Origin of the sequence: Treponema primitia (genome assembly GCF_046533075.1) — a bacterium.
GTDB classification, from domain to species: Bacteria; Spirochaetota; Spirochaetia; order Treponematales; family Breznakiellaceae; genus Termitinema; species Termitinema primitia_B.
This window is the reverse complement of record NZ_JAJQRB010000067.1, coordinates 1-13,598: the sequence shown is the minus strand read 5'-3', so window position 1 is coordinate 13,598 and position 13,598 is coordinate 1. Positions and strand designations below refer to the sequence as shown.

The 13,598-nt window shown below is 50.1% G+C and carries 8 protein-coding genes; 1 reads left to right on the top strand and 7 read right to left on the bottom strand.

Annotated elements, in window-relative coordinates:
* Positions 1-24: 24 nt before the first annotated feature.
* Together LQZ19_RS13775 and htpG are read right to left on the bottom strand one after the other, a co-directional pair.
* Positions 25-1,197 (bottom strand): DVUA0089 family protein, encoded by a 1,173-nt coding sequence (locus LQZ19_RS13775; protein ID WP_411048255.1) that lies wholly within the window; start codon positions 1,195-1,197, stop codon positions 25-27.
* A 131-nt stretch (positions 1,198-1,328) separates the two neighbouring features.
* On the bottom strand, positions 1,329-3,230 hold the full coding sequence (htpG, locus tag LQZ19_RS13770; protein ID WP_411048254.1) for a molecular chaperone HtpG: 1,902 nt from the start codon (positions 3,228-3,230) through the stop codon (positions 1,329-1,331).
* A gap of 139 nt (positions 3,231-3,369) precedes the next feature.
* On the opposite strand from htpG, the gene LQZ19_RS13765 reads away from it, so the two are divergent.
* Positions 3,370-3,963 carry a Uma2 family endonuclease gene (locus LQZ19_RS13765; RefSeq protein ID WP_411048253.1) on the top strand — a complete coding sequence of 198 codons (594 nt, stop codon included), beginning with the start codon at positions 3,370-3,372 and terminating at the stop codon, positions 3,961-3,963.
* Positions 3,964-4,069: 106 nt separating this feature from the next.
* On the opposite strand, the gene LQZ19_RS13760 is transcribed toward LQZ19_RS13765, so the two are convergent.
* From LQZ19_RS13760 to LQZ19_RS13740, 5 genes are all read right to left on the bottom strand, one after another.
* Complete coding sequence (locus tag LQZ19_RS13760; RefSeq protein WP_411048252.1) at positions 4,070-7,036, bottom strand: ATP-binding protein; 2,967 nt, start codon at positions 7,034-7,036, stop codon at positions 4,070-4,072.
* Positions 7,037-7,048: 12 nt separating this feature from the next.
* On the bottom strand, positions 7,049-9,613 hold the full coding sequence (locus tag LQZ19_RS13755; RefSeq protein ID WP_411048251.1) for an ATP-binding protein: 2,565 nt from the start codon (positions 9,611-9,613) through the stop codon (positions 7,049-7,051).
* Entirely contained in the window at positions 9,610-11,826 is a 2,217-nt protein-coding gene (locus LQZ19_RS13750) for an ATP-binding protein (RefSeq protein ID WP_411048250.1), read from the bottom strand. The genes LQZ19_RS13755 and LQZ19_RS13750 overlap by 4 nt, the downstream gene beginning before the upstream one ends.
* On the bottom strand, positions 11,819-12,838 hold the full coding sequence (locus LQZ19_RS13745) for a diacylglycerol/lipid kinase family protein (RefSeq protein ID WP_411048249.1): 1,020 nt from the start codon (positions 12,836-12,838) through the stop codon (positions 11,819-11,821). The genes LQZ19_RS13750 and LQZ19_RS13745 overlap by 8 nt, the downstream gene beginning before the upstream one ends.
* On the bottom strand, positions 12,835-13,598 hold a 764-nt coding region (locus LQZ19_RS13740; RefSeq protein ID WP_411048248.1), incomplete at its 5' end, for an Hpt domain-containing protein. The genes LQZ19_RS13745 and LQZ19_RS13740, both read right to left, overlap by 4 nt.

Here is a 13,598-nt window from a genome sequence, read left to right as displayed (position 1 = left end):
AGCTCCTTTTTATCGTCATCGGATTTAGTTACCGGACGAGACACTTAGGGTGTAATCATTGGTTTCCAGGGGATCCTTATCGACGGTGCTTACTTTGATATAGTAGGTTCCGGGACTCAGATCAACCTTGAGGAGCGCATTCCAAAAGCCGCCGCTATCATCATCCTTGGCTATTAATTCGCCATCGGCGTCAAATAGTTCAATATAGGTATCCAGGTAATTATCCTCCGCCTTGGCAAGGATTTCGTAGTTTCCTTCTTGGGTAATCTGTAGCCGCACCCAGTCTATATCTCCGGCATCGGTAAAATTCCGCGCCTGGGATGCGCCGGGCTGGATTTCTTTCGCGCCCACGAGGTTGTTATCGTTCTCATAGGGATCGGGTTTTATCGGAGCCCGGAATTGGGTTCTAAGGTAATACCTGCCGGTAGCCCCCTGGTACGCGCTTACCTTGAAGTACACCGGCCCGGCGCTGAGTATGTCCGCCACAACCTTAGCGTTACCCTGATAGCCTGAGTCATCGTCCCGGCCAATCAGTTCTTCCCACTTATCGTAAACCTCAAGGAGGGTATCCAGAGTTCCTTCGGTATTGACCCTAATACGGCCTGCACCTTCTGCGGACGTAGTATACCAGTGGATATCATCGTTATTGAGAAAATACGCCGTGATGGTTTCTCCCATGTTGATACGTTCAGCCTGTTCCAGGGTATTGTTCGCCGAGGCCTTTCCCGTGGGCATGGGTTCCAGGGTGACCCGGAACCGGTAGAGCCCCGTGGCATTTTCCGTCGCTTCGGCCAGACGTACTCCCGAGGCTTTTATAAGGTAGTTAACTCCGGAATTGACAAAATACTCAATTTTGGCGTTGATGTTATTACCGACATCGTCGTTTTCCCGAAGCAGGGTACGGTCCTGGTAGAGTTCCAGAACCGTGTCTGTATCCCCATCGGTTTCCGCAACCAGGAGCCCCGCTGTTTCGGGGGTAAAGGAAAACCAGTCACTATCATTTGCATGGAGGGCCCGGGAAATCCATTCATCCTGTTTGACTTTTACCGGAGAATTCCTGCTGTCCGGTTCATAGGAATCGGGAGAGATCTCCCGCTTATCATCCTGGTCATGCAAACTATCATCAGGGGTCGAAACACAGGCGGTAAGGACACAAAGCATAAGAATCGTTACCAGCAGGGCCGCCTTTTTTAACATGGTCTTCTCCTGTGCCTATTAATTATAACACTACCGAGTTCCGGGGTATAGTCTTATCTATAATATCGGCTGGTCCAGCCCCGGTATTGACGGCAAAGGAGATAAAAGTAAGGCGCTTTAGCCCCGGCGCCTTATTTGACCAGCAAGCGGTTCAGGCGTTTTACGAAGTCCGCCGGATCCTTGATTTTGATACCCTCCACCAGCAAAGCCTGATCCAGGAGGACCCCGGCAACATCGGCGATTCGGTTATCATCCTCCACATCCCGGAGGCCGGCCACGATGGGGTGGTCGCCGTTTACTTCCAGGATGGGCTTTATCTCGGGCATTTCGGCCTGGCCCATGGCCTTGAGCATCTGGGCCATCTGCATGGTGGGATCATTCTCGTCCGCAACGATACAGGAAGGGGAGTCGTGGAGCCGCCGGGAAAGTTTTACATCCTTTACCCGTTCTCCCAGAGCCTTCTTGAGCTTCTCAATGATAGGCTTGCTTTCTTTTTCTGCGGTCTTATCCTTCTTCTCCCCAAGCTCCTCGTCAGCCCCGGCCCGGTTCACCGCCTTAAGTTCAAACTCCTGGGATTCCCCTTCCGCCGCGCCGGGTCTCTTGTAGCGTCCCACCGAGGGGATGACGATATCGTCGATCTCATCATCCATGATGAGGACCTCAATGCCATTGGCGGTATAGGCTTCCAGTAAGGGAGAGGCCTTGAGGGTTTTTTCGTCGCCGCCGGTTATATAGTAAATGTGTTTTTGATCGCTCTTCATCCGGGAAACATAGTCCGCCAGGCTGATCCAGCCGTCTGTGGTGGTGCTCTTAAACCGGACCAGTTCCAGGATCGCCTCCCGGTTGGCATAGTCCTGGTAGAGCCCTTCCTTGAGGGGCCGGTTGTACTGGGCAATAAAGGTTTCCCACTTTTCCTTATTATTATCCGAGAGGGTTTTAAATTCCCCCAGCAGTTTTTTTACCGATCCGTTTTTGATATTAAGGAGTACCTTATTCTGCTGGAGTATTTCCCGGCTCACGTTCAGGGGCAGGTCCTCCGAATCGATGACCCCCCGGACAAAGCGCAGCCAGGTGGGCATGAGCTCCTTGTCGTCATCGGTGATGAAGACCCGTTTTACGTAGAGCTTGACCCCGGGCTTGTAGTCCGCGTTGTACATATCGAAGGGGGCTTTCTTGGGGATATAAAACAGGGTGGAGTATTCCATGGTCCCCTCAGCTTTAGTGTGGACATAGAAGAGGGGTTCGTCGGTGTCGTGTCCCAACTGCTTGTAGAACTCGTTGTAGTCTTCGTCCTTCAACTCCGACTTGGAGCGCCGCCAAATGGCGGTACCCGAATTGATCCGGTCCGTCTTTGTCTTGGAGCCCTTCTCTTTGCCCTTGTCGTCATATTCCTTCTCGTCGTAGGTGAGAAAGATGGGGAAGGCCACATGGTTGGAGTAACGCTTGATAATATCTTCGATGGACCAGCGGTTGGCGTACTCGGTCCCTTCCTCGGTAAGGTGGAGGATCACCGTGGAGCCCTGGGTATCCCGCTGGGCGCTCTCGATGTCATACCCGTCCTTCCCATCGCTGGTCCACTTCCAGGCCGCTTCTTCCCCGGCCTTGCGGCTAATCACTTCAATTTTGTCTGCTACCATGAAGGCGGAGTAGAAGCCCACCCCGAACTGGCCGATGAGGTTGGAGTCTTTTTTCGCATCCGCCGCCAGTTTATCCAGGAAGCTCCGGGTTCCCGACCGGGCTATGGTTCCCAGGGAATCCGCCAAGTCCGCCTCGTTCATGCCGATACCGTTATCCGCGATGGTGAGGGTCGATGCCCCCGCCTTTTCATCTTTATGGAAGGCAATGTCGATCCGGGGGTCAAAACTGATAGATTTATAGGCATCGTCCGCCACGGTGAGGTACTTGAGCTTGTCCAGGGCGTCGGAGGCGTTGGACACGAGCTCCCGGAGGAAAATTTCCCGGTTAGAGTAGAGGGAATGAATGATAAGGTGCAGAAGCCTGCTTACTTCGGTCTGAAATTGGTGTTGGGCCATGGGAGAGACTCCTTTATGTGATATTTAGTTGTAGATGATACTATAAAATACTAAGATAGGACTGGCTAAGGCAAGGAGAATATGGAATCTTGACAAAATAAAGGGTATACTATACATTTGTTAAGAAGGATGGATTATTGTGGCTGAACTTGCAGCAATGAAAGAGACGGAGCCGTGCTATACCTATGCGGATATGCTCCAATGGGACGAGAGTTACCGGGCGGAAATCATTGACGGAGCCCTTTTTGTGGCGGACCCTCCGGCGACGTATCATCAGGGGATCGCCGTTGAATTGGCATACCAGCTAAAGGGTTTTTTGAAAGGGAGACCTGAAAAGGTTTACCCCGGTCCCTTTGGGGTCAGGCTTTTCCCCAAAGATGATCTAAGCGATGACACGGTGGTAGAGCCGGATATTACCGTGATTTGCGACCTCTCCAAACTGGATAAACGGGGCTGTAACGGCGCGCCGGATCTGATAATCGAAATCCTGTCTCCCTCTAACACCCAGCATGATCTGGTGTATAAGTTTAACAAATACCTCAAAGCAGGGGTGAGGGAATACTGGACCGTGGATCCCGAATCCCGGAGCATACAGGTCCATATTCTGGATCAGACCGATAAGCAGAGGTCCCGGTACATCACCAGCCTCTACGATTTGGAAGGGCCGGGAACCGTGCCGGTGTCGGTATTGCCGGGATGCGTTATCGATATTAAGGCTGTGTTTACGGAATAGGGCCCTATTTCGCGCTTAATACATTGATCCCGTTCATTAAATTGGTGGGATTATCATCCACTAGAATGATTAATTCCTGTTCGCTTCCCATATTACAATTCTCCTTTTATTCATTGTCCTTTGTTTCGTTCGGAAGTTCCAATACCTGTTCAATTTGTACAACCGTATCTTTAAGATCCTGACAAAAATTGCCAACCGATTTTTCTATAAGTTCCAGATTCCCCGCTCTACCGGCCGCTTCAAGTTCCGCTGCATTGTTAGACAACTTTTCTGCCCCTATGGCCGCTGCCACACCTTTTAAGGCGTGTACGTGAATTGTAAAAAGCGATATTGTTTCTTCCGTAGGTGTTGTCTCGAACAGGGCAAGCCGTTCCTTTACGTCGCTGCAAAACATGGTTAATATCATCTTATACCCTTCATCTGTACCGCCGGTTGCTTCTATTCCATGTTTGACATCCACACCAATGTTTGTGAGCGGCAAATAATCAGAGCCGGGCTGTATTTGAAGGCTTTCTTCATCCTTTGGAACCTCTTCGTTTTTATATTTTTTCTCCGCTGGTATCCACTTCTCCATAATTTCGTCCAGTTTTGAAATTTCTATGGGCTTTGAAAGATAATCGTTAAACCCCTTTGATAAAAACATCTCCTTCATGCCGGAAACCGCATTTGCGGTCAGAGCGATGATGGGCATATCCCGTACGTAGGGGAGAGGTAGAGCACGGATTGCTGCGGTTGCTTCCAGGCCGTCCATTCCCGGCATCATGTGATCCATAAAAATAATGTCGTATGGCCGCTTCCGCACAGACTTAATCGCCGCCTCCCCGGAGCCGCAACGGTCAACGTTTGCCTGATAGGGCGCCAAAAGCCCCTCTGCTACGATAAGGTTAGTTGAGACATCATCCACCAGCAGTATCTGTGTTTCCGGGGCAGTAAACGTAATGGTTACTTTTTTATGCTGAACTCCGCCGGAACTGTCTATTTCGTCGTTGAGCATCCGGGCAATAGTGAGGGGATGCGGAGGCATAATAATAGTTTTTATGTCCGGTATTGAGACCGCCTCGTCCTGATCCGCCAATAGTACCAGAACCGGCTTTGCGGGCATAACCGTATTCTGTATCAGGTTTTGTAAGTCCCCGAATAGGGGTGACCTTACCATCGCATATTGATACATGTTGTTCTTCAGGGATGAAAGCAATTTCTCCTGACTCTCCGCCAGGGTGCAGGGTACGCCCAGGGTTTCCACGGAATAAACAATAGATTCCGCATATTCTTTAATGGTTTCATAGACCAATACATTTTTTGTTTTTGCTTCCCGCACTTCTGCGAAGGGATCATTATTCATTACCTGTTGAGGTATCGTTGCGGTGAATACGGTACCCTTGCCGTAGGTTGATTTAACCGTAATATCCCCACCCATGAGGCGGCAGAGATTCCGGGCTATGGCAAGCCCCAGGCCGGTCCCCTCAATGCCGCGATTTGCCGTTTGGTCGATCCGGTGAAAATCGCTGAAGAGTTTATCCATATCCTCTTCTTTTATGCCAATCCCGGTATCGGCGATCTCAAAGTTAATGAGTATTGTATCCCCATTCGATGCTTGTACCATGCTTCCATCAGTCTTGTCGGAAACAGTGCCGGTAGTATTACTATTTGTAATAGACAGGGTAATATAGCCATTCTGGGTATACTTAACCGCATTGCTCAGCAGATTCAGCAGCACCTGCCGTATTCTGGATTCATCACCTGCGAAAACGGCGGGCAGGCGACTGTTAATTTTTGTCAGTAAAGCTACGGATTTTCCCGTAAGCCGTGTGCGGACTATACTGATGCAGTCGTTTAGCAAGGAGGCAAAGATATATTCAGCGGGGATGATATCTATCTTACCGGATTCGATTTTTGAAAAGTCCAGAATATCGTTGATGATGGAAAGGAGGTTTCCTCCGGCATGCCTGATACCGCCTAAATATTCCGTTGTTTTTGGGGAATTATCTTCCCGTAAAGCAAGTTCACTGATGCCGATAATGGCGTTCATTGGGGTACGTATCTCATGGCTCATCTGGGCCAGGAACGAGGATTTTGATTTGTTTTCTTCGTCGGACTGTATTTTTGCGCTGGTGATTCGTAAAAGAATAAAGCTTAAAGAAAAAGCCAGGATAATCCCCAATGCCGAAAGGACCGCCATGGTGTAAGAAAGATCACGGTAGAAACGGGCATAGGGGGTAATAAGCCCCAGGTACCATCCATTGAATATTTTCCGGAAAAAAACAATCACCCCGGAACCATCGGTATCCCTGATCCGCCGGGCGCTTATATTTTCCCCTCCCCGGAGCGTTCGGGATATTTCCTGGTAATCGGTTCCTAAGTCCTGTAATTGAAGCTCCCGGGACATAAATTGCCCGTGTTCAACATGCGGATTTGATATCAACATCATACTCTGGCTGACGATCATACCGTATCCTCTCGGCGTCAGATGCATGGATTTGATATAATCCTGGATCCAGGATATATCTACATCCACCACAAGAATCCCGTACATGTCTCCCTGGGAGTTTGCAATATTTTTAACCACAGAAACAATGGTGTTCCCGGTGGATCTGTCCGCATAAGGAACGATATAGGAAATCTTGTTGCCGCTCCGTATCGCTGTCTGATACCAGGGCTGTCTTTGGGGTATATAGGTTTCATCGGGGTTAATATTCATGCCATCTATCAATTTCCCCCGGATATAACCGTAGATCCCGTAAATTTTTAGGAGTCCTCCTTCACGCCGAGACATCCAGGTGGTAGTTTCGTTCAGATAGGCGAGGATTTCCTCCTGGGATGCTCCTCTTCCAATCATATTTACAATTATGAACTGGGAATTGAGGAGTATGGATTCCACTTCGCTCAAGGCTGCATTTATATTCGCCTCGGCGGAAAACAGTATTGCTTCCGTTTCTTCCCGCAGGCGGTTACGAAGAATATTGCCGACAAAAAATCCGCCCGCCAGTGTCATTAATAAAAAAGCTGCGAAAACAAAAACGAACTGGGAATAATTCTTACTGACAGCTTGTTTCAGCGCGGCTTTACTTTTCAATTGCTTTTTCCCTTATGTCTGGCGAATTGCCGTCAGCTTTTCGATTGCTTCCTGAAATTCACTCATCAAAACTGCGTTGGAAACCGCTGTCAGAACTTCCCGTGTTTTCTCGCCAAGCGGCGCAGCCTCCAGTTCCGTCAAGAGGCGGCGCACGGTCCCGATATTTTCCTGTTCCAGCGCTGCCTTGAGCTCCGTAAACAGGGGAAGATATTCGGCGGCCATTCCCACGGGGTCGTCTTGATTCTGTAGGGTATCGTCCCACAAGGCCCGGCCTATACCATCCGCCAGATTTTTGAGATCCCGGTAAAATTCCGATAACCCCATTATAATACGCGCCAGGTCCTCCGACTTTCCCGCAGCCTCCAGTTCCGCAGCTTCTGCGGATACGGCGGCGGCCCCGATGGTGGCGGCGGCGCTTTTGAGGGCGTGAGCATTTGTGGTAAAAAAGGAAAGGGCGGACAGATCGGGAATGTCGGCAAACAGGGGCAGCCTGTCCAAAACGTCCTGATAAAAGACGCTTAATACTTTCCGGTAGGCGGCTTCGGTCCCGCCGGTCATGGCTATACCCTTTGCGGTGTCCACCCCGTCTATTTTTATGTCCGGGACATCCGGCGCCGTTTCATCGCCCAATTCCACCGGAACAGTTTCCATTTCGGCGCTTATCTGTTTTTCTGTGGGTATCCATTTGGCCATTATCCCATCAAGTTTGGCAATTTCGATGGGCTTGGAAAGATAATCGTCAAGACCCTTCTCCAGAAACATTTCTTTCATGCCGGAAATTGCGTTGGCGGTTAAAGCTATGATTGGAATATGCTTCGTATATCTCTCCGACATGGACATTTGCTGTTTGTCTTCCCAGGCCCGGATTAATGTTGTGGCCTCTACGCCGTCTATACCGGGCATCATGTGATCCATGAGTATCAGGTCGTAGTCTTTTTCCGTAACCAGCTTGACCGCTTCTTCTCCACTGGTACAGGTGGTGATATCCATTTGATACGGGGCAAGCAAACCTTGAGCTACATTTAAATTGGTAACAATATCATCCACGATGAGGATTTTTGCGGTGGGCGCCGTAAAGCGGACAAGGCTTTTCCCCGGCTGGTCTATCTCCGCCATGGGTGCGGCATCCACAATCTTCTGGGGTATGGCGGCGGTAAAAACACTGCCTTTGCCGTAAACCGAGCTGACCGTAATATCCCCGCCCATGAGGCGGCAGAGGCTCCGGCTTATGGCAAGCCCCAGACCGGTTCCCTCAATACCCTGGTTCCGCTTAAGGTCTACCTGCTGGAAATCCCCGAACAGCTTATCTATATCCTCGATCTGTATGCCCTGGCCGGTGTCGGCAACCATCATGGTTAATAAAACTGAGTCCGCAGTGTCTGGAATGGGCGGAGCGGTAACCGTCAAGGTGATGGTTCCTTCTTTGGTGTATTTAACCGCATTGGAAAGAAGATTCAAAAGCACCTGCCTGGTGCGGGTGGCGTCACCGAAAAGTGTTTGGGGCAGAATGCTGTCAATATGGGCTGTGAATAAAGCAGGGGATTCTTTAAGGCGGGGGCGGATAATGTTGATACAATCATTGATCATCGAGGTCGGTGTATAATCGTTGCTCACAATATCAAGCTTACCCGATTCTATTTTTGAAAAATCAAGAATATCATTAATGATGGAGAGCAGATTCATCCCCGCCTTTTTAATACTTTCCACATCTTCATGGCTTTCCCGGGACAGTTCCCGGCGCAATAAAATATCCGCCATGCCGATGATCGCATTCATGGGGGTACGGATCTCATGGCTTGTTTTGGCAAGAAATGCGCTTTTCGATTCCGAAGCAGCCTCCGCTTTTCTGCTTAATTCCAGAAGGTTCCGGTTATAAGCCGTCACCCCCTTAAGCAGAAACAGATAGATAAAAAAACCAAGAAGGATTAAGGCCGTAGAAAGGGCAGCCTGTTGTTTGATCCGGGCCAGAATGGCGCTAAAAATCGATTCCGCTTCAAAATCGCATCCGATAATACCGACAATATCCCCGGCGGAATTTAAGATAGGCATATAGGTCCCTACCGTGTAGCCCCACTGGCTCTGTACCTCCAGGGTACCGAACTGGGGCAATTTTGTATCCCAGGCCAACTGAAAGGCGATATCATAGGAGCTGGTATCTTCTTCGGCGCCAAGGGGGGAAAACCCTTCCTCCTCCGGATTTCCGCCGTCAACAATGAATTGGTATATCTTTTCTTTTCCCCGGCCTCGTTCCCCTCCCCACTGTTTCGGCGCCATGGTGTAGAGGTAGAGACATTGGGTTTCTTCTCTAATCGCCAAAAGTTTAAGCCGGGTCTCCTCGTAGAAAGGGTCCCGGGGGTCCAGGGTTTTACAGAGCCTTTCGAAGGCGTCGCCGTCAATCTGTGCGGCGGCCCGCTTTACAATGGGAAACCCCAGCCGGGCGCTGGTCATTTTTGCGGCGTCCCTCATCTGCTGGATGGAGGCGGTAATAATGATCGCGACTACGGCAAGCACAAAAATGATAAAAAAAAGCGTAAAACGCAGGGTTAGTGAAACTTTTTTTGGGTTTTCTTTTATCATTCTGTTTCCCCCAGAAGCATATCCGTCTTTTTGATAGCATCTTCAAACTCGCTCATTAAAACTGCGTTAGAAATTTCGTCAAGGGCTTTCCTGGTTTGGGCGTCAAGGGGATTCTCTTCCAATTCCGCGAGGATACGGTGGATGGTCCCGATTTCTTCCTGTTTTAAGGCTTCTGCGAGTTCTTTAAACAGGGGGAGACAGGAGGTGGAAATTGTTCCGGTTTCTTCCGTCTGCTTTTCAGAGTTCAATATGTCTGTTAACTGATCTGCCAGGCTTTTCAGGTTCCGGTAAAATCTAGACAGCCCCGCTGCGATACGAGTTAAGTCCCCTGCTTTTCCTGCGGCCTCCAACTCCGCCGCCTCATGTGATACCCCGACGGCTCCGATGGTGGCGGCGGCGCTCTTGAGGGCATGTACGTTGGTGGTAAAAAGGGAAAGTTCCTGTTCCTTGGGAAGGCGCTCCAGTGAAGGCAGCCGTTCCAAGACATCTTTGCGGAAGGAGACCAGCACTTTACGATAGGCCGCTTTGCTGCCGCCGGTCATGGTTAAACCCCTGGCGGTATCCACCCCGTCAATTTTTATATCCGTGGTTTCCTCAGTTCTTTCCGGAGAAGTTCCCACTTTGGCATCTACCCGCTTTTCAACAGGTATCCACTTGTTCATCATCCCGTCAAGTTTTGAAATTTCTATGGGCTTGGAAAGGTAATCGTTAAAGTCCTTGGATAAAAACATTTCCTTCATCCCCGTTACTGCATTCGCGGTCAGGGCTATGATTGGAACATGCTTCGCATATTCCTTGGAACTTTGTTCCTTGGGAGTTTGCTGTTCATCTTCCCAGGCACGGATGGCTGCGGTCGCTTCAATACCGTCCATTTCGGGCATCATGTGGTCCATGAAGACAATATCGTAGTGGTTTTTCTTTATCAGTTCTATTGCTTCTTTTCCGCTTGTAGCAGTGGTGATATCCGTCTGATATAAACTCAGGAGACCTTTGGCTACATTCAGGTTGGTAACAATATCGTCAACGATGAGGAGCCGGGCGTCCGGAGCGGTAAACCGTACACCGGGTTTTTGTCCTTTGTTGTATTTGTACGTATAATCGCCCAGCTCACCCAGGGGGGTACGGTCGATTATCACCTGGGGGAAGGATGCCGTAAAAACACTGCCCTCGCCGTAGACGCTGGAAACCGTCACATCCCCGCCCATGACCTGGCACAGCCGTTTGGTGATAGCAAGTCCCAGCCCCGTACCTTCCACACTTTTATTAACATGGCTGTCAAACTGGGTGAATTCTCCAAAGAGCCGCCCCATATCTTCTTCCCTGATACCAATGCCGGTGTCCGCCGCCTCAAAGCTTAGAAGGATCCTGCCGTCCTCTTCCTCTGATCCGAAAACCGAGAAGGTGACGCTCCCTTCTTTTGTATATTTCACCGCATTGGAAAGCAAATTCAGAAGTACCTGCCTGACACGGGTTTCATCGCCCTTTAGTCTGCCCGGCAGGGCGCTGTTTATGTTTACCGTAAAAGTGATTGGTTTATCGGTCAGGCGCATACGGATGATATTGGTTACATCGTGGAGCAGGGAAGCCAGCCAATATTCTTCGGACAGGATCTCCATTTTACCCGATTCGATTTTGGAAAAGTCCAGGATGTCGTTGATGATGGACAAAAGGTTCATCCCGGCCTGCTTCACATTCCCGGCGTTTTCACTCACCGAAGGGGAAGTGTCCTCCCGCAGTATCAGTTCCGACATCCCGATGATCGCATTCATGGGGGTGCGTATTTCATGGCTCATCTTTGCAAGAAAATCGCTTTTGGCCTGAGAGGCCGCCTCCGCTTCATATCTTGCCTGTACAATAGGCGTAATATCGCTGATGTCAATAAATTTGCCAAGGGAAGTCCCCCGCAGCTTGTCGGCTACGATTTTAAAATAATGGGATTCGCCGTTTATTTTGAGTTCCTTCATGTCGGTATAAAAACCTTCGGTAGTTAAAACATCGCGGATCATGAGCTTGATATCCATTTCGCGGAACAGATCCATCAGAGGGCGTCCTCTGGCCATTTCATAATTCTCAATATGGGCCATCACTGCCAGGGGACGGCTGATATAGGTCACCCGGTTCATTTCGTCCACCAGGGCTATGAGGTTCGGAGTTGTCGCCATCAGGGTATTGAAAGAGTCCAGGGCCTTTGCTGATCCGTTTCTTTTATTCATGGAGTAGCGCCATCCTCTCGTATACCGAACCGCCGGGGGCAGCGATTTTTACCGCTCGGGGGATAATTTTGGCCGTGATGTTCGTATCCAGGAATATCTCGCCGTCCAATTGCAATACCAGCGGTTCCTCTGACCGGACAGTAACTTCGGTCGCCCTTTTGTAGGTGATGTATGAAGGATACTTCCGGTATTTTCCGTATAGATAATCGGCGCCTATCCGTATGACATTCAGGCTGTTGGTACTGTTGAAAAGCAGCGCATCAAGCAGCCCGTCATCCGGCATAGCGGCGATGGCGGCATTTTTGTCACCCCCATAACAGGGACCATTTGCAATGTTGATTGTCGCGTAATTCCCGCTGAATTCTTCACCGTCAATAGTAATCGTATATTTTTGCTTGATGATACTCGGGGTAAACGCCGAGATGACCCCTGCCCAAAAAAATGTGAAATCATATAGAGCTTTGCGTATGGGGAGAGAAAATTTTGTCAGGTATGGTGTATACAGGGCATGTAATTCCGCAGCCTTGTGAACCGCATAGGCTTCCATGCCGATAGTACAGGTATTCAAGGCGTAATTGTTCCCGCAGAATATCACATCCGTGGGAATGACCGGCGACACTGCCTGCTTTTTGATGTCCCTGAACAGGGCTTCCTTCCCTTCGCCAAAGGCGCGGACAAAATCGTTGCTGTTTCCGTAAGGAATTGCAGCAAGTTCCGCATTTTCCAGCCCGATAACGCCGTTCAGGCAGTCAAACAGAATGCCGTCTCCGCCAACGGCATATATACGGATTGTTTTTTTCTTTCCCGCTTCCCCGGCGAATCTTCTGATTTCGCCGATGGCGTCTCTCGGAAAACGCGAGACAAAGAAAGCGTAATCCAGCATGCCCAGCTCGGCAAAACAGTTTTCGATATCGAGCATAACAGCGTCCATATCAGTCCGGCGTCCAAAAGAAACCGGGTTTATAATGAACAAATGCCTCGTATTCAGGAAACCATTCACTGCTCTGTTCATTCCGATAATATCCTTTTAACGGCCTTGATTGCATCTTTAAAGTCGATCATTAAAACTGCGTTGGAAACCGCAGCAAGACTATCCCGGGTTTTTCCGTCAAGCGCCGCCGCCTCCAGTTCCGCAAGGAGCCGGTGCACAGTCCCGATCTCTTCCTGTTCCAGTGATTCTGCGAGTTCTGTAAACAGGGGCAGGTATTCGGCGGCACTTCCCGCAGTGTCACTATCCTGATTCTGCAGGGCGCCGTCATCCAGGACCCGACCTATACCGTCCGCCAGATTTTGAAGGTCCCGGTAAAATCCTGACAGTAAATCTGTGACAAGCCCCAAATCCCCCGCCTTTCCCGCAGCCTCCAGTTCCTCCGCTTCCTGAGATACGGCGGCGGCCCCGATGGTTCCGGCGGCGCTTTTGAGGGCATGAACGTTGGTGGTAAACAGGGAAAGTTCCTGTTCGCCGGGGACACGCGCAAACAGGGGCAGCCGTTCCAGGGCGTCAATGCGGAAAGAGGCCAGCACTTTCCGGTAGGTCGCTTCCGTACCGCCGGTCATGGCTAAGCCCCGGGCGGTATCCACCCCCGGAATGGCGCCCGGCACCGCAACCGGCGCCGTTTTCGGGGAAACTGCGGAGAGGGATGCGGCCTTCTTCTTTTTTGCCTCGGGAATCCATTTCTGCAGAATTTCATCCAGCTGGTTGAGTGCTATGGGCTTGGAAATATAATCATTGAAGCCCTTTTCCAGGAACATTTCCCGCATCCCCGATATGG

Coding starts and splice junctions, on each gene's coding strand:
- htpG (WP_411048254.1), bottom strand. CDS start 3,230: ATGGCCCAACACCAATTTCAGACCGAAGTAAGCAGGCTTCTGCACCTT.
- LQZ19_RS13755 (WP_411048251.1), bottom strand. CDS start 9,613: ATGATAAAAGAAAACCCAAAAAAAGTTTCACTAACCCTGCGTTTTACG.
- LQZ19_RS13745 (WP_411048249.1), bottom strand. CDS start 12,838: ATGAACAGAGCAGTGAATGGTTTCCTGAATACGAGGCATTTGTTCATT.
- LQZ19_RS13750 (WP_411048250.1), bottom strand. CDS start 11,826: ATGAATAAAAGAAACGGATCAGCAAAGGCCCTGGACTCTTTCAATACC.
- LQZ19_RS13775 (WP_411048255.1), bottom strand. CDS start 1,197: ATGTTAAAAAAGGCGGCCCTGCTGGTAACGATTCTTATGCTTTGTGTC.